The sequence below is a fragment of the Pedobacter glucosidilyticus DSM 23534 genome (assembly GCF_000425145.1).
In the GTDB taxonomy this organism is placed as follows: Bacteria; Bacteroidota; Bacteroidia; order Sphingobacteriales; family Sphingobacteriaceae; genus Pseudopedobacter; species Pseudopedobacter glucosidilyticus.
This window is the reverse complement of sequence record NZ_AULF01000016.1, coordinates 53,930-73,230: the sequence shown is the minus strand read 5'-3', so window position 1 is coordinate 73,230 and position 19,301 is coordinate 53,930. Positions and strand designations below refer to the sequence as shown.

At 34.2% G+C, this 19,301-nt stretch carries 21 protein-coding genes; 8 read left to right on the top strand and 13 right to left on the bottom strand.

Going from position 1 to position 19,301, the window contains the following annotated elements:
- Positions 1-66: 66 nt before the first annotated feature.
- The 3 genes from guaB to H510_RS0106955 all read right to left on the bottom strand — a co-directional run bounded on the left by guaB (position 67) and on the right by H510_RS0106955 (position 4,164).
- A complete protein-coding gene (guaB, locus tag H510_RS0106965; protein ID WP_026903669.1) occupies positions 67-1,536 on the bottom strand; it encodes an IMP dehydrogenase in 1,470 nt (489 codons plus the stop codon).
- 114 nt (positions 1,537-1,650) lie between these two features.
- A complete protein-coding gene (locus tag H510_RS0106960; protein WP_026903668.1) occupies positions 1,651-2,922 on the bottom strand; it encodes a M16 family metallopeptidase in 1,272 nt (423 codons plus the stop codon).
- 6 nt (positions 2,923-2,928) lie between these two features.
- Positions 2,929-4,164 (bottom strand): M16 family metallopeptidase, encoded by a 1,236-nt coding sequence (locus tag H510_RS0106955; protein ID WP_026903667.1) that lies wholly within the window; start codon positions 4,162-4,164, stop codon positions 2,929-2,931.
- A gap of 125 nt (positions 4,165-4,289) precedes the next feature.
- Between H510_RS0106955 and mqnC the strand changes: the two genes are divergently transcribed.
- From mqnC to H510_RS0106935, 4 genes are all read left to right on the top strand, one after another.
- Positions 4,290-5,411 (top strand): cyclic dehypoxanthinyl futalosine synthase, encoded by a 1,122-nt coding sequence (mqnC, locus tag H510_RS0106950; protein ID WP_026903666.1) that lies wholly within the window; start codon positions 4,290-4,292, stop codon positions 5,409-5,411.
- Between the two features lie 21 nt (positions 5,412-5,432).
- Entirely contained in the window at positions 5,433-5,996 is a 564-nt protein-coding gene (gene scpB, locus H510_RS0106945; RefSeq protein ID WP_026903665.1) for an SMC-Scp complex subunit ScpB, read from the top strand.
- Positions 5,997-6,135: 139 nt separating this feature from the next.
- Positions 6,136-6,315: a hypothetical protein gene (locus H510_RS0106940; RefSeq protein ID WP_026903664.1), complete on the top strand. Its 180-nt coding sequence runs from the start codon at positions 6,136-6,138 to the stop codon at positions 6,313-6,315.
- 73 nt (positions 6,316-6,388) lie between these two features.
- Positions 6,389-7,510, top strand: coding sequence for a hypothetical protein (locus H510_RS0106935; protein WP_026903663.1), 1,122 nt, complete (start codon positions 6,389-6,391; stop codon positions 7,508-7,510).
- 37 nt (positions 7,511-7,547) lie between these two features.
- On the opposite strand, the gene H510_RS0106930 is transcribed toward H510_RS0106935, so the two are convergent.
- From H510_RS0106930 to mce, 7 genes are all read right to left on the bottom strand, one after another.
- Positions 7,548-7,889 carry a helix-turn-helix domain-containing protein gene (locus H510_RS0106930; protein ID WP_026903662.1) on the bottom strand — a complete coding sequence of 114 codons (342 nt, stop codon included), beginning with the start codon at positions 7,887-7,889 and terminating at the stop codon, positions 7,548-7,550.
- Positions 7,890-7,965: 76 nt separating this feature from the next.
- Entirely contained in the window at positions 7,966-9,333 is a 1,368-nt protein-coding gene (locus H510_RS0106925; RefSeq protein ID WP_026903661.1) for a UDP-N-acetylmuramate--L-alanine ligase, read from the bottom strand.
- A gap of 6 nt (positions 9,334-9,339) precedes the next feature.
- Entirely contained in the window at positions 9,340-10,176 is an 837-nt protein-coding gene (prmA, locus tag H510_RS0106920; RefSeq protein WP_026903660.1) for a 50S ribosomal protein L11 methyltransferase, read from the bottom strand.
- A 77-nt stretch (positions 10,177-10,253) separates the two neighbouring features.
- A complete protein-coding gene (tpiA, locus tag H510_RS0106915; protein ID WP_026903659.1) occupies positions 10,254-11,021 on the bottom strand; it encodes a triose-phosphate isomerase in 768 nt (255 codons plus the stop codon).
- Position 11,022: 1 nt separating this feature from the next.
- Positions 11,023-12,207 carry a GlmU family protein gene (locus tag H510_RS0106910; RefSeq protein WP_026903658.1) on the bottom strand — a complete coding sequence of 395 codons (1,185 nt, stop codon included), beginning with the start codon at positions 12,205-12,207 and terminating at the stop codon, positions 11,023-11,025.
- A gap of 68 nt (positions 12,208-12,275) precedes the next feature.
- Positions 12,276-12,524 carry a type B 50S ribosomal protein L31 gene (locus tag H510_RS0106905; protein ID WP_026903657.1) on the bottom strand — a complete coding sequence of 83 codons (249 nt, stop codon included), beginning with the start codon at positions 12,522-12,524 and terminating at the stop codon, positions 12,276-12,278.
- Positions 12,525-12,616: 92 nt separating this feature from the next.
- The gene (mce, locus tag H510_RS0106900; protein WP_026903656.1) at positions 12,617-13,018 is read right to left on the bottom strand and encodes a methylmalonyl-CoA epimerase; all 402 of its coding nucleotides are present in this window, start codon (positions 13,016-13,018) and stop codon (positions 12,617-12,619) included.
- A 121-nt stretch (positions 13,019-13,139) separates the two neighbouring features.
- On the opposite strand from mce, the gene H510_RS0106895 reads away from it, so the two are divergent.
- From H510_RS0106895 to H510_RS0106880, 4 genes are all read left to right on the top strand, one after another.
- A complete protein-coding gene (locus H510_RS0106895) occupies positions 13,140-14,354 on the top strand; it encodes an IscS subfamily cysteine desulfurase (protein WP_026903655.1) in 1,215 nt (404 codons plus the stop codon).
- 131 nt (positions 14,355-14,485) lie between these two features.
- On the top strand, positions 14,486-14,899 hold the full coding sequence (iscU, locus tag H510_RS0106890; protein WP_026903654.1) for a Fe-S cluster assembly scaffold IscU: 414 nt from the start codon (positions 14,486-14,488) through the stop codon (positions 14,897-14,899).
- 73 nt (positions 14,900-14,972) lie between these two features.
- Positions 14,973-15,299 (top strand): HesB/IscA family protein, encoded by a 327-nt coding sequence (locus H510_RS0106885; RefSeq protein ID WP_026903653.1) that lies wholly within the window; start codon positions 14,973-14,975, stop codon positions 15,297-15,299.
- Between the two features lie 119 nt (positions 15,300-15,418).
- Positions 15,419-17,332 (top strand): AMP-dependent synthetase/ligase, encoded by a 1,914-nt coding sequence (locus H510_RS0106880; protein ID WP_026903652.1) that lies wholly within the window; start codon positions 15,419-15,421, stop codon positions 17,330-17,332.
- 23 nt (positions 17,333-17,355) lie between these two features.
- Here H510_RS0106880 and gldC read toward each other — a convergent pair whose 3' ends face one another.
- The 3 genes from gldC to H510_RS0106865 are packed head-to-tail and all read right to left on the bottom strand — an operon-like array spanning position 17,356 to position 19,282.
- Positions 17,356-17,688 (bottom strand): gliding motility protein GldC, encoded by a 333-nt coding sequence (gene gldC, locus H510_RS0106875; RefSeq protein WP_026903651.1) that lies wholly within the window; start codon positions 17,686-17,688, stop codon positions 17,356-17,358.
- Positions 17,685-17,954 (bottom strand): hypothetical protein, encoded by a 270-nt coding sequence (locus H510_RS0106870; RefSeq protein ID WP_036692184.1) that lies wholly within the window; start codon positions 17,952-17,954, stop codon positions 17,685-17,687. Before H510_RS0106870 ends, gldC begins: the two co-directional genes overlap by 4 nt.
- On the bottom strand, positions 17,951-19,282 hold the full coding sequence (locus H510_RS0106865) for a DEAD/DEAH box helicase (protein WP_026903649.1): 1,332 nt from the start codon (positions 19,280-19,282) through the stop codon (positions 17,951-17,953). The genes H510_RS0106870 and H510_RS0106865 overlap by 4 nt, the downstream gene beginning before the upstream one ends.
- Between the last annotated feature and the right edge of the window lie 19 nt (positions 19,283-19,301).

Here is a 19,301-nt window from a genome sequence, read left to right as displayed (position 1 = left end):
GTTTTCGACCGTTTTAAAAATTGGCAATCTTCGGACATCGGTCCTCGGACTGCCAACTTCTAAATTCTACCTACTATAATTAGGTGCTTCTTTTGTAATCGTAATATCATGAGGGTGTGATTCTCTGATACCTGAAGCTGTTATTTTCACAAATTTTGCTTTTTGTAAAGTCTCTATATCCTTAGCTCCACAATAGCCCATACTTGCTCTTAAACCACCAACATATTGGTGCATCACTTCCATTAAAGTTCCTTTATAAGGCACTCGGCCCACAATTCCTTCTGGTACTAATTTTTTAATATCATCTTCCACATCTTGGAAATACCTGTCTTTAGAACCTTGTTCCATAGCCTCAACAGAACCCATACCACGGTAAGATTTAAACTTACGTCCTTCGTAAATGATGGTTTCGCCTGGCGATTCTTCTACCCCTGCAAATAAAGACCCGGCCATAATAGAACCCGCTCCTGCTGCAATGGCTTTGGCTATATCTCCAGTATGTTTGATACCACCATCTGCGATAACAGGAACACCAGTTCCCGCTAGACCTTTTGCTGCCTCGTAAACGGCATATAATTGTGGTACACCCACCCCGGCAATAATTCTGGTGGTACAAATAGAACCCGGCCCAATACCAACTTTTACAGCATCTGCACCAGCATCAGCCAAAGCTTTAGCACCTTCTGCTGTAGCTACATTACCTGCTATAATTTGTAAATCAGGAAAAACCGCTTTAACTTCCTTTAATTTATCGATAACACCTTTAGAGTGACCATGGGCTGTATCAATGGCGATAACATCAACACCAGATTTCACAAGGGCTTTAACACGGTCTAAAGCATCAGGCGTAACACCTACTGCTGCACCTACACGTAAACGGCCATGCTCATCTTTACAAGCTTTAGGGAAATTCTTAAATTTTTGGATGTCTTTGAAAGTGATTAGTCCGCTTAGTTTACCATCTTTACTAATAACCGGAAGCTTCTCAATTTTATAATCTTGTAAAATGATTTCGGCCTGACCTAAAGTTGTACCTTCTGGAGCTGTTACTAGATTATCTTTAGTCATCACTTCTGTGATGTTACGATTCATGTCTTTTTGGAAGCGTAAATCGCGATTGGTGATGATACCTACCAAAACGTTATCAACAGAAACTACCGGAATACCACCAATCTGATATTCTTTCATAATTTTAAAAGCATCTGCAACTTTAGCATCTTCTTGTAAAGTAACAGGGTCTTGTATCATCCCACTTTCTGATCTTTTAACCTTACGCACTTCATCAGCCTGAGCTTCAATACTCATGTTTTTGTGTAGAATACCAATTCCCCCTGCCTGTGCTATAGCAATAGCAAGGTTAGCGTCTGTAACGGTATCCATAGCCGCAGAAACAATAGGAACATTAAGCTTTATTTTTTTGGTGAGGTAGGTTGAGGTATCAACTTCACGTGGTAAAACTTCTGAATAAGCCGGTACCAAAAGTACATCATCATAGGTTAAACCTTCGGCTAAAAATTTATGTGGATCTAATTGCATAGCAAATAAATTAGGGTGCTTTATTTGCCGCACAAAGGTAGATTATTTTTTTGGGATTAGAAGAAATAATTTAACTAAAGGTGATTAAATGAATCATCACCTTTAGTTAGATATCTAAACCTTCCCCACAATTACCTTATAAAATTGGTCAAAATCCCAATATTTATTGGCTAGCTCTAATAATTGTGGCGCATTAATAGTTTTAATGGTGTTGATATAATTGGTATAATATTCATAATCCTGATTAAAGAAGTAAATATTCTTAAACTTATCAGCATGTGAAAAAGCATTCTCTAGGCTACCTAATAAACTTCCTAGAAGATAATTTTTAACCAAGGCTAGCTCTTCATCACCAATTAATTGGGTTTTAAGTATATCAACTTCCTTTTCTATTTGCACCAAGGTATCAGCACAAACATCGGTACCTACCTCAGAAGCAATAAAAAAGTATCCGGCTTGTTCTAAAGATACATTTGCAGAGCCTATTCCGTAGGTATAACCTTTATCTTCTCTAATATTAGCCATCAATCTGCTGCCAAAATATCCGCCTAAAATTGTGTTCAGCACTTGTAAAGCAGGAAAATCCTGATGTTTCCTATTGATAGAAGGCATACCAATTCTTATGGCAGATTGCAAAGCTTGGGCTTTTTCTATATAATGATATTTCTCATCCGCAGCTTTAAATTCAACCGTGTTAGGTTTAAAAGCAACATCGCTTTTCCATGCACCAAAAAGACTATTTAAAAGCGTCAAAATATCTTCATTTACTTTTCCAGAAACCACTATGGTACAATTTGTAGGATGATAAATTTGCTCAAAATGCGCCCTTAAATCTGCTTGATTTAAAGCGTCATAATCTTCCAAGTTTGATGAAAAACCATAAATGGTATCGCCAAAAATAGCCTTGCTAAACTGTCTTCTTGCTAAAAAATCGTTCTTTTCTAAGCTTACTTTTAACTTTTGCTTTTGGTTATTGATAAAAGTATTCACTTCCTTTTCAGGATAAACAGAATCTGTTAAAACTTCTTTGATAATAGGCAAGGTATTAGGCAGATGCTTGTTTAGAGAGTAAAGCACAACTGCAGAGCGGTCTAAGCCAAATTCCGTTTGAAAAAACGCTCCATAATAATCTATTTTATTAGCAATCTCTGCCCCGCTTAAATTACTGGTGCCATCATTTAACATGGTATTGGCAGCTAATGATAAAAGTGGTTTTTGAATATCCCAATTAACATTTTTGAAGATAAACTCTATCCTTACCAATTCTTGCTCACCAGCATTGATGATAAAAACAGGAATCTCATTAGCTAATTGATGCTTGCTGGCTTGTATAAAATTTATATCCTCAATATTTTTAAACTGAGGCGTTGTGGTTCTATCTAACATGGTTCTTTATTTAGCTAAATAATATAACGTAGTGGCTTGTTCTTTGGTAAACAATTGCTGTGCTTGCTGTTGGATATGAGCCGCTGTAACACTTAAGTATTTATCAACTTCGGTATTAAAAAGTGAAGCATCTCCCATCAATTCATAAAAAGCAATATTCATGGATCTATCTAACAAACTCATTTCAGAGAAAGTTAAGGTAGATTCAAACTTATTTTTCACTTTAGTTAATTCATCATCATTAACTAATTGATTTTTAAGTTGCTCTAACTCAATCCAGATAGCTTCATCAGCAGTTTCTACACCGATACCTGGGTTTAATCTACCCTCTAAAATGAACATACCCGTATCCAGACTTCCATAATTATAAGCGTTAACATCACTAAACAGCTGTTGTTCTTTAACCAGATTACGGTATAATCTGGATGATTTTCCTTGCGATAAAATATCAGAAATTAAATCTATAGCAGGGTAACGTTCATCCATTTTTCCTGGCATTTTAAAGACTTTATAAATAGCATTTAAAGGAACATCAGCAAAAACAGTTTCTTTAACTTCTGCTAATTGCTTAGGTTCTTCTGGCAAGTTTCTATGGTATTTTTCTCCTGCCGGGATGGGCCCAAACCATTTTTCTGCCAGCTCTTTAACTCTTGCTTTATCAACTGCACCACCTACTACCAAAATCGCATTTTGTGGGTTATAATGCTTTTTAAAAAAAGCTTTCACATCAGCCATTTCAGCATTTTCTATATGAGATAGTTCTTTACCTATAGTGGGCCATTGGTACGAGTGTTTTTTATATACCAACGGACGCAGTTTCAACCAAACATCGCCATAAGGTTGATTTAAATAACGCTGTTTAAACTCCTCGCAAACTACATTTTTTTGCACCTCTAAGCTTTTTTCAGAAAATGCCAAACTCAGCATCCTATCTGATTCTAGCCAAAAAGCAGTTTCTAAATTTACAGCTGGCAAAGTAATATAGTAGTTGGTGATATCATTACTGGTAAAAGCGTTATTTTCTCCTCCAACACGCTGCAAAGGCTCGTCATAAGAGGGTATATTGATAGAGCCTCCAAACATCAAATGCTCAAACAAATGGGCAAAACCCGTTTTATCAGGATGCTCATCCCTCGCTCCTACATCATATAAAATATTTAAAACAGCCATAGGTGTGGTATGGTCTTCATGTACCAAAACTTTTAAACCGTTTTCTAAAGTAAATCGCTCAAAATGAATCATAAAAGAATTTATAAACAAACAGCAAAATTGTGTATATCTGGTGGATTTGTTGTCAAGACATAGTCAACAAAGTTTAAACTTAATGATTTCTAAAACAAATCAAACTGAATAAAGTATTTTTGTATATGAATGTTGCTGAATTATTAAGCAGAGCGTTAAACTTTGAGTTTTTATCGCTTCAGGAAGGGGTTTACTTATATCATCATGCAAGCACTCCAGAGCTCATGTATGTAGCTAACGAATTAAGGAAAAAACAAGTTCCGCATGGTAAAGTTACTTGGCAAATAGACCGTAATGTTAACACTACCAATGTTTGTATTGCCAATTGTAAATTTTGTAATTTCTTTAGAAGACCGGGTCACGAGGAAAGTTATATCACCGATATAGAAACCTACAAAATAAAGATAGAAGAAACTTTTCGCTTAGGCGGAGATCAGTTATTACTTCAAGGCGGGCATCATCCTGATTTAGGTTTACAATTTTATGCTGATTTATTTAAGCAATTGAAAGAACTGTATCCTACTTTAAGATTACACGCTTTAGGACCTCCAGAAATTGCTCACGTTGCTAAATTAGAAAGTATGAGCCATTACGATGTGCTTAAAGCTTTAAAAGAAGCTGGTTTAGACTCTTTACCGGGTGCTGGTGCAGAAATATTAAACGACAGAGTAAGACGTTTAATATCTAAAGGTAAATGCGGCGGACAAGAATGGCTGGATGTGATGAGAGCTGCTCATAAATTAAACATTGCAACATCTGCAACCATGATGTTTGGCCATATAGAAACGATAGAAGAACGTTTTGAACATTTGATTTGGATAAGAGAAGTGCAAGCAGAAAAACCCGAAGGACATTATGGTTTTACCGCTTTTATTCCATGGCCTTTTCAGGATGATGGTACCTTGCTTAAAAAAATCAGAGGTATTACCAATGATGTTACCGGCGATGAATACATCAGAATGATAGCTTTATGCAGAATCATGCTGCCTAATATTAAAAACATTCAAGCATCATGGTTAACCGTAGGCAAACAAGTTGCTCAATTATGCTTACATGCAGGTGCTAACGATTTTGGCTCTATCATGATAGAAGAAAACGTTGTAAGTGCTGCTGGCGCTCCACATAGGTTTACATCAAATGGCATCAAAGAAGCTATTAGAGAAGCTGGTTTTGAGCCACAACTAAGAAATCAGTTATATGAATGGAGAACGGAAAAAGATTTCCTTCAGCAAGAAATTAACTATTAATTTTATATTTCTTTGTAGCCCATGAGTATGACAGAAAAATATATCGAAGCACTGATTTTCGCCTCTGATACCAGCATCCGCTTAGAAGAGATTTTGGCTTGTTTGCAAATAACTTTACAAGAAGATATTAGCGATGCAGAAGTACTTACTCATATCAATAATATTCAAAATAGATATGCTCAAGAAGAATCTGCTATTGAGCTAGCTAAAACTGGCGGTGGTTACCAATTTCTAACAAAAAAAGAAACGCAACCAATTTTACAACAACTTTATATACAACGTTCTAAGAAAAAGCTAAGTCAGGCAGCTTTAGAAACCTTAGCAATCATCGCCTACAGACAACCTATAACCAAACTAGAAATAGAACAAATAAGAGGAGTAAGCTGCGATTATACCATCCAAAAATTATTAGAAAAAGATTTTATTACCATAGCAGGCAAAGCTAATAGCCCGGGCAGACCACTTTTATATCATCTAAGTACTTATTTCTTAGACTATTTCGGTATAAACTCTGTATTAGACCTTCCACAGTTGAAAGATTTAGAAAGTACAGAATCCTCAGAAATAGGAGAAAAAAATGAATAATTTATGCTTTTGTTTTTTTGGAATTAGAATTTCCTTCTATTTTTGAGCTACAGTTTGACAATAAAAACAAAAAAATTATTGTTTAAATATTTATAAAATCTTATTAACTTTAATAGAGCTAAGAGTAAAATTTAAATTCATGAAAACTCCTAAAAAACCATTATCAAAGAACAGTGAGAATCCAGGCATAGAAAAACCTGAAGATGCTAAAGCAAACAACAAATTCATGGATGAAGAAGAAGATGAGTTTGATCTTCCTATAGATGATTTGGGAGGAATAGACGACTTTAATGATTTTGATGACGATGACGATTTTTAATCCTCATTAATTAAATATTTCTATAAGCATTTCTATATGGAATGCTTTTTTTATTTCTGCTTAATATTTCATAATGCTAATAAAAGAGGTAAGCTCTAAAAAAGATAAACAACAGTTTTTAAACGTTGCAAAAGCGATTTACAAAGATGATGAACACTGGGTTTGCCCATTAGACCAAGATATTGAAGCTGTATTTGATCCTAAGAAAAACAATTTTCATAACCACGGTAAAGTTATCCGCTGGCTTTTATATGATAACAACCAAACTTGTATTGGCAGAATAGCAGCTTTTATAAATGATAAAAAAGCCCATACTTTTGAACAAACAACTGGAGGTATAGGATTTATAGAGTGTATTGATAATCCAGAAGCTTTTAAACTATTGTTTGATACTGCTCAAAATTGGTTGAAAAGCCATGGTATGGAAGCTATGGATGGTCCTATCAATTTTGGTGAAAATGATAATTTTTGGGGCTTATTGATAGAAGGATTCTCACATCCATCTTATGGCATGAATTACCATAAACCATATTACAAAAAGCATTTTGAAGATTATGGTTTTAAAACAATTTATGAACAAATCACCAATCATTTAGCAGTAAAAAAACCTTTTCCAGAGCGATTTACAAAAATTGCAAATTGGGTTGCAAAAAAAGATGGTTATAGCTTTAAGCATTTAGATACCAAGAACTTTGAAAAGTTTGCATCAGATTTTATGGAAATTTATAATGATGCCTGGAAAAACTTCCCTAACTTTTCTCCCATCAAATACGAAACAGTTCTGGAAAGTTTCAATAAAATGAAATTAATTATGGACCCTAAACTGATTTGGTTTGCTTATGTTAATGATGAACCAGCCTCTTTTGTGGTTATTTTACCAGATGCTAATCTCATGATTAAGCCCCTTAAAGGTAAATTGGGATTTATAGAAAAACTTAAATTTCTTTATTATAAAACAAAAGGGGTAAACAGAATGAGAGCTATTGTAATGGGAACAAAAGAAAAATTCCAGAAACACGGGTTAGAATCAGCTCTTTTTATAAAATTGAAAGAGTATGTTTTACCATTAAACCAGTATGATGAGTTAGAACTATCTTGGGTAGGAGATTTTAATGATAAGATGCTGGCTATCCATGAAGCTACCGGAGCTACATTTGGTAAAAGACATGCCACAATGAGATTTAAATTCCCATAAAAAAACAGAGAGGGCTTTATTGCCCTCTCTAAAAATTTTATGCAAAAGATTTCATATTTCTAATCTCCTCATAAAGCTCTATTACTTTTTTCTGAAGATCGATAACTTCTGACTCTCTTTCTTGCAGCTTTTTAGTAATCATTTCAAGATCAGATGCATACTTTAATTCCTGCTCCGGATCATTGTAAGTTAATAACTGAACCACAGTCATATCAAATAAAGCAGATATTTGCTCTAATCTTGATAAATTCACATCTGTAATTCCTGTTTCAATTTTTGAAAAAGCAGGAATAGAAATATCTAATTGCTTAGAAACATCTTCCTGGCTCCACCCTTTTTGGTGTCTTAATAATCTGATTTTTTTTCCTAATAACTTCATCTTTAACCTTACTAAAAAACTTTTTTAACCTTTAAATTTATTAAAAATTTAACAGGTGTCAAAAATAATATAAAAATTAATTGTGTAGCAATTTTTTTGCTAATGTAACTAAATCAATACCTCCAAAATTACCTGAGCTCATTAATAACAAATTAGCATCTCTTAATTGAAACGTTAACAGGTATGCTTTTATTTTTTCAGGCTGATTAAAAAATTTTATATCTTTTGATTTAAAAGCATCAAAAATTTCTTGCTCTGTAAAAGCCTCCATACCTTTTTGTTTTACCACTTTGTCATCTATTAAGACTATTGCTTCATCTGCATGGTTTAATGTATACGCATATTCATTTAAAAAGTTTCTGTTTAAACTAGAAAAAGTATGCAATTCTATACATGCAATTAATTTTCTTTCTGGATATTGTTGCTTTACAGCCTCAACAGTAGCTTTAAGCTTAGATGGCGAATGGGCAAAATCTTTATAAATTACTGCATCATCATTTTCTGCTAGCTTTTCTAATCTTCTGGCGGCCCCTTTAAAAGATTTTATGGCCTCATAAAATTCCTTTTCATTAATTCCAGCTTCTAAACATGCTAATTTAGCGGCGTTTAAATTCATTAAATTATGTGCACCAAATATTTCTAAAGGCAACTGCTCTTTTTCACTATCCAACAGAAATGTTTTCCCAAATTTTATGATAGCCTCATGAGCCACATAAGGGAGAATTTTTAAAGATTTGGTATTGCTATAATTATTTACCAAAGCTTTAAGATCTGCATCATCTTCACAATAAATTAATGTCCCATCAGGCTCTATCGTATCTATAAACTTCGTAAACTGCTCCTTATAATTCTCAAAAGTGGGAAACACATTGATATGATCCCAAGCTACACCGCTGATTATACCCACATGCGCTTTATACAAATGAAACTTTGGTCTTCTATCAATAGGTGATGCTAAATACTCATCTCCCTCAATAATGATCAATGGAGCATCAGACAAGCCTACCATATTATCAAAACCTTCTATTTGTGCGCCTACCAGATAATCAAAATCTTTTTTATGATACTTTAATACATGAAGAATCATGGAAGTTATGGTTGTTTTGCCATGACTGCCACCAACTACAATACGCTTCTTCTGTTTTGATTGCTCATAAATATATTCAGGATAAGAATAAATAGGAATGTTTAAGGCCTGAGCTTTTAAAAGTTCAGGATTATCAGCTTTAGCATGCATCCCTAAAATAACAGCGTCAAGATCGTCACTAATATTAGTTTCATGCCAACCTTCTGCTACAGGCAACAAACCATGTTTCGCTAATCTGGATTTTGATGGTTCAAAAACAACATCATCAGAACCTGTAACCTTAAATCCTTTTAAATGTAGTGCAATAGCTAAATTATGCATAGCAGCACCCCCAATGGCGATAAAATGTACTCTCAAAATTTTTTACTTTATAAATTTAGCTGAAACCCAATTATTTAACTCCTTATGCGAAATAAATTTCAAATCATGCTTTCTTGCTTCATCCACAATGATTTCTAAATCGGGTTCCTGATAGAAACCACTCATAAACAGCTCTCCACCTACTTTTAACGCAATAGCATAGCGCTCTATTTGGTCTAGCAGAATATTTCTATTGATGTTAGCCAAAATAATATCATAAGTTTTGCTTGGAATAACCTCTTTAGAACCACAAATGGCTGTAAGATTTTGAATATCATTTAAGACAGCATTTTCTAAAGCACTATCATAACTCAATTCATCGTAATCAATAGCATCAACTGATTTAGCACCTAGTTTAGATGCCAGAATAGCTAAAATACCCGTACCGCAACCCATATCTAAAACAGTTTTATCTTTCAACTCCGTTTCTAATAACCATTCTAACATTAAAACTGTAGTTTGGTGATGACCGGTACCAAAAGCCATTTTTGGGTCTATCACAATCTCATAAGGAAAATGCGGCTTAGGCTCGTGAAAAGTTGCCCTAATGTAAATCTGATCTTTTAATTCTATCGGAGAAAAATTGCTTTCCCACACTTCATTCCAGTTCTTCTGAGGAATAAGATTGATTTCATAATTAAAAGTAAACATTTCATGGTAAGCCTTTAAAGCCTGATCTATTTGCTCTTTATCAAAGTCTACGGATTTTATGTAAGCTTTAAAGCCTAAATCTGTTTCTTCAAAAGTGTCAAAACCTATTCCTGCAAGCTCATTAATCAGTAAATCTTGATGGAAATCTTCGGCAGAAATAAGGGTAAATACCAATTCGTAATAGTTCATGATGATGAATTTATGGCAAAAAAAAACTTACAGCTATTGATAAATATACTGTAAGTTTTGAAATTTTAAGATGAAGGTTATTGATTGAAAACTTTTACGATATCTAAAAAGTCTCTTGATTTTAAAGATGCACCACCAATTAAACCTCCATCAATATCTGCTTGGGAAAATAATTCTGCCGCATTTTTAGGATTACAACTGCCACCATATAAAATCGTTGTCGCCTCTGCAACAGCCTCTCCATATTTTGATGCTATTTCTTTTCTGATAAAAGCATGTACTTCTTGTGCTTGTTCAGAAGAGGCTGTAACGCCTGTACCAATTGCCCAAACAGGCTCGTAAGCAATCACTAATTTCGAAAAATCTGCTGCTGATAAATGGAAAGTTGCTTCCGCTAATTGTGATTTAATGATATCGAAATGCTTTCCACTCTCACGTTCTTCTAAAGTCTCTCCTATACAAAATATAGGCTTTAAGTTGTTCTTTAAAGCGATATCAGTCTTCTTAGCTAGAAGCGCATTATCCTCACCAAAATACTGTCTACGTTCTGAGTGACCTAAAATCACATACTGAACGCCTATAGATGTAAGCATACCAGCAGAAATTTCTCCTGTATAAGCACCTGCTGCTTCTTGATGACAGTTTTGTGCACCAACAGCAACCTTTTGATTACCTTTACCTAAAGCTACTAAGCTATGTAAATGGATATAAGGTGCACAAACAACAACCTCTTGCTGGCCTTGTACCTCATCATTTACCATATTTACTACCTCAGAAAATAAACTCATTCCCTCGGTATAATCTTTATTCATTTTCCAGTTTCCTGCAACTATTTTTTTTCTCATGTTAAAATCTTCTGTATGCTTCTGTATAATTGAAAATATGTGTTAATATATCTTTTTCAACATCATTAAAGATGTGATCTCTTCTTTTAAAAACTTCCTCTGCGGTAATAAACATTTTTTTTAATTGGTAAACCTCAAAACCATGTGCGCCACCCCAGGCAAAATCCGGCACAAAGTTTCTAGGGAAACCCGCACCAAATACATTAGCGCTAACACCTACTACAGTTCCTGTATTAAACATGGTATTGATACCGCATTTGGCATGGTCTGCCATAATTAAGCCACAAAATTGCAAACCAGTTTTTCTAAATCTTTGGCTGTTATAATCCCATAGTTTTACCTCGTCGTAATTATTTTTGAGATTAGAGTTATTAGAATCCGCACCTATATTACACCACTCTCCTACAACAGCGTTTCCTAAATAACCATCATGCCCTTTTGATGAGCGCCCCCAGATAACAGCATTATTAATTTCTCCACCAACTCTACAATAAGGTCCAATAGTTGTTCCTCCATATATTTTACCTCCCATTTTAACCTGAGAATCATGGCAAAGCGCAAAACTTCCTCTTATATGTGTACCTTCCCAAACCTGAGCATTTTTACCCAAATATATAGGACCATTTTTAGTATTAAATGAAGAGCATTCTGCTTCCACACCTTCCTCAATAAAAATACGCTCGCCTATAATGGTATTGGTATTACTTAAAGTAGCTGATGTTCTGTTTTTGGTTAACAAATCAAAATCTGCTCTTATCTCTTGGTCGTTATATTTAAAAATATCTTCAGGATAAGCCAATTTGGTAAAAGCACCTTCAAAATTTACCTTAGCATATTTACCTAAATCATGAAGATTAAAAGTTTTTGCATCTGTTTCAGCTAATTTAATAGCCAAAATAATATCATCCTTAATCAAAAGCTCTGCCTCTTTTAAAGCATCAATAGCTTCTAATAAGGATTTATTTGGAAGAACAGAACCATTAATAAAAATATTCTGTGCTTGAATTAGCGTTGGATATTTGATCTGAAGATAATCTTTGGTTAAGTAAGATGATTCTTGTTGGAAATAATGCTCCCATTTTTTTGAAATGGTGAGTATACCAATTCTAAGGTCTGCTACTGGGCGGGTAAATGTCAAAGGGAATAAACTTTCCCTGGATTGATCATCAAATAGAATGACTGCCATGCTGCAAAAAAACAAAAAAGTCCCGACAAACTAGCCGAGACTTTATAAAAAATATCTTTTCTATGAAATTATTTTTTTGCGTAACGATTTTTGAATTTATCAATACGTCCGGCAGTATCTACCAACTTCATTTTACCAGTGTAAAAAGGGTGTGAAGTATGAGAAATCTCTAATTTTACTAGAGGGTACTCATTACCGTCTTCCCATTTAACGGTTTCGTTTGTATTGATACAAGATTTAGTTAAGAAAGCATATTCGTTAGACATATCTTTAAAAACAACTAATCTGTAGTTTGATGGATGCAAATCTTTTTTCATTATATTTCAGTTCCTTTCAGTCCCATTTTTAAGAGGGGCAAATATATTAATTTATTATCTGAAAATTCAAATGAATTCTACTTTTTTTTGAATTACCCTATTTGCTGGCAAATTTCTATCAAAACACCCTTAGTATTTTTAGGATGTAAGAAGGCAATCCATTTATCATCAGCACCTTTTCTGGGTTCAGGATTAATCAGTTCATAACCTAAAGCTTGCAGTCTTTTAATCTCTTCAAAAATATCATCAACTTCAAAAGCCAAATGATGCACACCCTCCCCTTTCTTATTTATAAATTTAGCAATAGCACTTTCATCACTTAATGCTTCCAAGAGTTCAATTTTACTTTCTCCGGCTTGTAAAAAAACAGTTCTCACTTGTTGTTCTGGCACATCTTCCTCTTTGTAAACTTTCGTATTCATAACAGCTTCGAAAACCGGGATAGCATCTTTCAAATTCTGTACTGCAATACCTACGTGGTCTAATTTCTTCATACTCAAAATTGCATTTTTATGACTAATTTACCTATAGCTATATAGACAATATATATACCCTCTCCAAAACTTTTTTCTTATCTTTGTTATTGATTTAAAATAATTCTAAATAATACACAAGATGTTAACTACACCCATATATCTAGATAATAATGCTACAACGCCTATGGACCCTAGGGTACTAGAAGCGATGCTACCTTATTTCACTCAAAAATTTGGAAATGCTGCCAGCAGAAACCATCCATTTGGCTGGGTTGCAGAAGAGGCTGTTGATTATGCTCGTGAACAAGTTGCAAAATTGATTGGTGCTTCAGAAAAAGAAATCATTTTCACTTCTGGCGCTACAGAGTCTGACAACTTAGCTATCAAAGGCGTTTACGAAATGTATAAAGACAAAGGTAATCATATCATTACCTTAACAACTGAGCATAAAGCTGTTTTAGACACTTGTAAACACTTAGAAAAATTGGGCGCTCAGGTTACGTACCTTGAAGTAGAGTCTGATGGCTTACTAGATTTACAAAAATTAGAGGCAGCTATGACTCCTCAAACCATCTTAGTTTCTGTGATGTACGGAAATAACGAAATTGGTGTTATCCAACCTATAAAAGAAATATCTGCTATAGCACACAAACACGGAGCCTTATTTTTCTCTGATGCTACACAAGCAGTAGGTAAAATACCTGTTAATGTAAATGAAGATGGTATTGATTTGATGGCTTTTACAGGTCATAAAATGTATGGACCAAAAGGTGTTGGTGCACTTTACGTAAGAAGAAAAAATCCAAGAGTTAAAGTAACCTCTCAAATGGATGGCGGTGGCCACGAAAGAGGCATGCGCTCTGGCACATTAAACGTTCCTGGTATTGTGGGCTTTGGTAAAGCTTGCGAACTTTGCCAATTAGAAATGGAACAAGATGCTAAAAGGCTTTCTGCTTTAAGAGATAAACTAGAGAACAGTTTGATAGAATTAGAAGAGTCTTACGTTAATGGTAACAAACAAAATAGATTGCCTCATACAACTAATATCTCTTTCAAATACGTTGAAGGTGAAGGATTAATGATGGCTATGAAAGACATGGCAGTTTCTTCTGGTTCTGCCTGTACATCAGCATCTTTAGAACCTTCTTATGTGTTAAAAAATCTTGGTTTATCTGATGATTTAGCACATTCTTCTATCAGATTTGGATTAGGACGCTTTACAACAGAAGAAGAAGTTGATTTTGCAATAGAAAACACTAAAAAAGCTGTTAACCACTTAAGAGAACTTTCTCCGCTTTGGGAAATGTTTAAAGAAGGAATAGACTTAGATTCTATTGAATGGGCAGAACATTAATCTTAATTACGAATAAATGAATTACGATTTTGGATTTTCACTTATGAAATCTAAAATTAGATTAACATAAAAATGTAAACACTGATTTACGGCTCTAGATTGAAAGTCGTAAATCTTAAATCTTAAATAAAATGGCATATTCAGATAAAGTAATCGACCACTACAGTAACCCAAGAAACGTGGGTACTTTAGATAAAAGCAAAAAAAATGTAGGTACAGGTTTAGTTGGTGCACCAGAGTGTGGCGACGTAATGCGCTTACAGATCGAAGTTGATGAAAACAATATCATTACTGATGCAAAGTTTAAAACTTTTGGTTGTGGTTCTGCAATTGCTTCTTCTTCTTTAGCTACAGAGTGGTTAAAAGGCAAATCTATTGATGATGCTATCACTATTGATAACATGGATATTGTAGAAGAACTTGCTTTACCTCCGGTAAAAATTCACTGTTCAGTTTTAGCAGAAGATGCAATCAAGTCTGCAATCAATGATTACAGAGTTAAAAATGGTTTACCAGCTTTAGAGTTGGAAAAATCACATCATTAATTTGTATTGCGTTTAACGTATTGCGTAATGAGACTTCGCAGTACTCATTACTTAATACCCAATACTAAAAAATATGGTTACAATAACAGATAAAGCAAAGCAAAAAGTAGAGGAGCTGATGTCAGAAGCTAGCCTAGATAGTTCTTATTTTTTAAGAGTTTCTGTTAAAGGTGGTGGTTGTTCTGGTTTATCTTATAATATGGATTTTGATAACGAAACTCAAAAAGGAGACCAAGCTTTTGAAGATAAAGGAGTTAAGATTGTTTTAGACATGAAATCTTTTCTTTATTTAGCTGGCACCGAACTTGATTTTTCTGATGGTTTAAATGGCAAAGGATTTAACTTTATCAATCCAAACGCTAGCAGAACCTGCGGATGCGGCGAAAGCTTCTCTGTATAAAGTATTATTGATATTACAATATTAAAAGGCATTCTATAAAGGATGCCTTTTGTTGTTTTATTACTTTAAATAACATAATATTGTCTTTAAACAACCAGTTATAAAAAGTCTTTATTAAAATGAATTTAATAACAGAGAAAACTACTATACCGCATTTATTAAGAAATGTTGTCGATAAAATTCATCCTGCTGACCGTACCTTTCTTAAAAGAAAGGTAAAGGATTATTGGGAAGAAATATCTTACCAAAAAACCTTAGAAAATGCTGATGCAGTATCTTCTTACCTCTTAGAAATGGGAATTAAGAAGGGAGACAGGCTTGGCTTTATTCTAGAAAACTGCCCTGAATATGTATTTTTCGACCAAGGCTTACAACAACTAGGTGCTATAAATACCTCCATTTATCCTACGCTTACAGAACATGAAATAGAATATATTATTAATGATTCGGGTATAAAAACTCTCTTGGTAGGAACTCACTTCTTATTAAAGAAAATCATAAAAATTGCGAATAATTGCCCTTCCTTAATTAGAATCGTAGCCAACTTTGACGATTATCATAAAATTATTGAAAAAGCCGATTTACAAGCTGGTGTAATTAGTTTCGATGAACTTATACAGGAAGGACGCTTATCTGTAAATAAAAATCAAGCCGAAATAACTTTAGCCAGAGCAGCTGTTTTACCTAATGATTTATCTGCATTAATTTATACATCAGGTACAACTGGTACCCCTAAAGGCGTTATGCTTAGCCACGCTAACTTTGTTGAAAATGTTAAAGTTTGTTTAGAGCAAATTCCAGTTATAGATAAGAACGATTTATTTTTATCCTTCTTACCCCTATCTCATGTTTTTGAAAGAACAGCAACTTATCATGTTTGCTGTACGGTAGGTTGCCAAATAGCTTTTGCGCAAAGTCTAGAGCTTCTAGCCAGCAATATGGGAGAAGTAAAACCAACGGTAATGTCTTGCGTACCCAGACTACTGGAAAAAATACATGATAAAGCCATTAAAAGCGGAACAGCAGCCGGTGGCACAAAAGCTAAAATATTCTTATGGGCTTTGGAAGTTGGACAAGCACATCGTATGGTTTTAGAATCTGGTAAAACTCCAGGTTTCCTATTATCATTAAAACAAAATATTGCAGAAAAACTGGTTTTTAGTAAAATAAAAGAAAAAACTGGCGGACGATTAAAATTTATGATATCAGGCGGAGCTGCCTTACCTAAAAACGTAGGTGAGTTTTTCGGAAACCTAGGTATCAAAATTTTGGAAGGTTTTGGTTTAACAGAAACCTCGCCAGTAATGTCTGTTACAGAATACCAACGTCAGGTTTATGGCACCGTTGGTAGGGTAATTCCGGGGATAGAAGTTGGTATACAAGATGTAGAAACTAAAGAGTTTATAACTATTCAAACACATGACACCTTTAAAGAAGATTATACCAGCAAAGAAGGAGAAATTTGTGTAAGAGGACATTGTGTGATGCAGGGTTATTGGAACAAGCCTTTAGAAACTGCTTCTGTTATTGATATTGAAGGCTGGTTCCACACCGGAGATATAGGGAGATTTTACAAAGGCAACCTGCAAATTACAGATAGGTTAAAGAATATGCTGGTAAATGCTTTCGGTAAAAACATTTATCCAACACCAGTTGAAAATACCTATTTAAAAAGTCCTAAAATTGAAAGTGTTTTCCTCATTGGCGACAAAAAAGAATACGTTACAGCTATCATCACCCCTGCCAGAGAAACGATGCAAGAAACTTTCAATTTAAATAACAGTTTTTTTGAGCAAGCTGATCTATTTATTGAAGATGAAACTATTCATAAATGGATTGAAGATGATATTAAACGCTTCTCTAACGAATTAGCCAAGTTTGAGCGTATCAAAAACTTTAAAATTAAAAGAAACCCTTTTAGTATTGAAGAAGGTGAGATGACACCAACCATGAAAGCAAAGCGTAAAGTGATTGAGAAAAAATACGCTGAAGCTATTGAGGATATGTATTTAGAAAAAGCAGACATGGATTAATCCAGTCTGCTTTTTATTTTTGATTATTTCTCCATGATTTCCATTTTTTCTGCAAAATGGGCACAGTAATCTCTTAAATCTTCAACAATATTTTTTTCTCCTGTAGCTCTTAAAAAACTATCGGCCATGGTTTGTAAAGTCTCATAAAAGAATCTCTTCATTTCATCTACAGGCATATCTTTCGTCCACAAATCAATTCTTAAACTATTTTTAAAATTATGATCCCATAAGGCTAACATCATTGATTTTACTGCCAAAGCTTCTTTGTTTTCTGCATCACTAGATTCCCAAGTAATATTTTCAGGAACATTATTATCATCAAGCTCTATCGTTAGTTTTATTTCTGCTTTCTTCATATCGTTTGAAAAATTAAAATCATTAATATTATAAGTATGATAAAAGAGCCTTGTATCAACCAAAGCCATCTTTTATCAAGAACAAATCTTCTAAAAAGTAAATCGGTAAGCCAAAGAATAACGGCTAGTAATAGTGTAAAAAAAACTTTTGAATTTACTCCTATTCCTGCATTTTTAGAGGCATCAAAACCTAAAAGCATATAGCATGAGTAGGTGATACAGCAAGCAATGACTAAGGTTAAGGGTGTAAACTTCAAATTCTTCATCTTTTCCTTTTTTTGCTTGATGAAACAGGTCTTTTACCTGTAGCCTTAGCTCGTTGCGCTTTAAATTTAGCTTTTTGGTTTTGCGTTTTCTTCTCATGAAAAGCCCCTTTAAAATCTGGATTTTCACGTTTCTTTTGATCATCTATTTCCCTAGCTATGCTTTGGCGCTCCTCGTAAGGTGTTTCTTCAATATAAACCTTCTCTGGAATATCATAAACAGGTATGGTTTGCCGGATGAGGTTCTCCACCTTACGGATATAAAGCTCTTCTGCCGGATTGCAAAAGGTAACAGCTTTACCAACCTTTAACGCTCTGCCGGTTCTGCCTATACGGTGTACATAATCTTCTATAACCACGGGTACATCAAAGTTTATGACATGCGTAACATTACTAACATCGATACCTCGGGCAGCAACATCCGTAGCTACTAAAATTCTAACTTCTTCGTTTTTAAACGCATTAATAGAATTTATACGCGTATTTTGCCCTTTATTGGCATGTAGAACCTTTACATGGCTATCATTAAATCTTCTTAAAAGAAATTTATAAACATTTTCTGCATTAGCCCTGCTCTTACAAAAGATAATAAGCTTCTCTACACTAGGGTCGTCCTCTACAAAAACCTTTAATAAGTTAATTTTAGTTTTAAAATTAGGCACAAAGTAAAGTTCCTGTGTAACAGTTTCTGCTGGTGTTGCTTGTAAGCTTACTTCTACTTTTGTAGGCCATAGCAAAAAGTTTTCTGACAGTTTCTCAACTTTAGCACTCATGGTAGCAGAAAAAAGCAAATTTTGTCTTTTTTGAGGTACCACTTCTAAGATTTTATTGATTTGTGGCATAAAGCCCATATCCATCATCTTATCAGCTTCATCCAAAACTAATATTTGTAGCTTCTTTGTTGCAATATGCCCCTCTAGGTATAAATCTGTAAATCTTCCAGGTGTAGCAATTAAAATATCTAAACCTTTTGCCAGTTGCTCTATTTGTGTTTTAGGTCCTAAACCGCCATAAAGTGAAACAATTCTTAAATCGGTGTATTTAGCATAAAGTTTAACATTCTCTTCTATCTGTATTGCTAATTCTCTGGTTGGCGCAACAATTAAAGCTCTAACATCATTTCCTTGTGCATATTTTAATTTCATAATCATAGGCAAAACGTAAGCTGCGGTTTTCCCTGTCCCGGTTTGCGCTATTCCTAAAACATCTTGCCCATTTAAAATAGGCGGAATCGCTTTTATTTGAATGGGGGTTGGCGTTTCATAACCTGCATCAGCAATAGCGTTAAGAACCTGTTTATTGAAATTAAAATCCTCGAATGTTTTGGACATAGCGGCAAAGATACAAAAT

Coding starts and splice junctions, on each gene's coding strand:
- H510_RS0106895 (WP_026903655.1), top strand. CDS start 13,140: ATGTTAACTACACCCATATATCTAGATAATAATGCTACAACGCCTATG.
- iscU (WP_026903654.1), top strand. CDS start 14,486: ATGGCATATTCAGATAAAGTAATCGACCACTACAGTAACCCAAGAAAC.
- scpB (WP_026903665.1), top strand. CDS start 5,433: ATGAGTATGACAGAAAAATATATCGAAGCACTGATTTTCGCCTCTGAT.
- guaB (WP_026903669.1), bottom strand. CDS start 1,536: ATGCAATTAGATCCACATAAATTTTTAGCCGAAGGTTTAACCTATGAT.
- H510_RS0106910 (WP_026903658.1), bottom strand. CDS start 12,207: ATGGCAGTCATTCTATTTGATGATCAATCCAGGGAAAGTTTATTCCCT.
- tpiA (WP_026903659.1), bottom strand. CDS start 11,021: ATGAGAAAAAAAATAGTTGCAGGAAACTGGAAAATGAATAAAGATTAT.
- H510_RS0106865 (WP_026903649.1), bottom strand. CDS start 19,282: ATGTCCAAAACATTCGAGGATTTTAATTTCAATAAACAGGTTCTTAAC.
- mce (WP_026903656.1), bottom strand. CDS start 13,018: ATGAAGAAATTAGACCACGTAGGTATTGCAGTACAGAATTTGAAAGAT.
- H510_RS0106960 (WP_026903668.1), bottom strand. CDS start 2,922: ATGTTAGATAGAACCACAACGCCTCAGTTTAAAAATATTGAGGATATA.
- H510_RS0106870 (WP_036692184.1), bottom strand. CDS start 17,954: ATGAAGAATTTGAAGTTTACACCCTTAACCTTAGTCATTGCTTGCTGT.
- gldC (WP_026903651.1), bottom strand. CDS start 17,688: ATGAAGAAAGCAGAAATAAAACTAACGATAGAGCTTGATGATAATAAT.
- H510_RS0106955 (WP_026903667.1), bottom strand. CDS start 4,164: ATGATTCATTTTGAGCGATTTACTTTAGAAAACGGTTTAAAAGTTTTG.
- H510_RS0106905 (WP_026903657.1), bottom strand. CDS start 12,524: ATGAAAAAAGATTTGCATCCATCAAACTACAGATTAGTTGTTTTTAAA.
- mqnC (WP_026903666.1), top strand. CDS start 4,290: ATGAATGTTGCTGAATTATTAAGCAGAGCGTTAAACTTTGAGTTTTTA.
- H510_RS0106940 (WP_026903664.1), top strand. CDS start 6,136: ATGAAAACTCCTAAAAAACCATTATCAAAGAACAGTGAGAATCCAGGC.
- H510_RS0106885 (WP_026903653.1), top strand. CDS start 14,973: ATGGTTACAATAACAGATAAAGCAAAGCAAAAAGTAGAGGAGCTGATG.
- H510_RS0106880 (WP_026903652.1), top strand. CDS start 15,419: ATGAATTTAATAACAGAGAAAACTACTATACCGCATTTATTAAGAAAT.
- H510_RS0106930 (WP_026903662.1), bottom strand. CDS start 7,889: ATGAAGTTATTAGGAAAAAAAATCAGATTATTAAGACACCAAAAAGGG.
- prmA (WP_026903660.1), bottom strand. CDS start 10,176: ATGAACTATTACGAATTGGTATTTACCCTTATTTCTGCCGAAGATTTC.
- H510_RS0106935 (WP_026903663.1), top strand. CDS start 6,389: ATGCTAATAAAAGAGGTAAGCTCTAAAAAAGATAAACAACAGTTTTTA.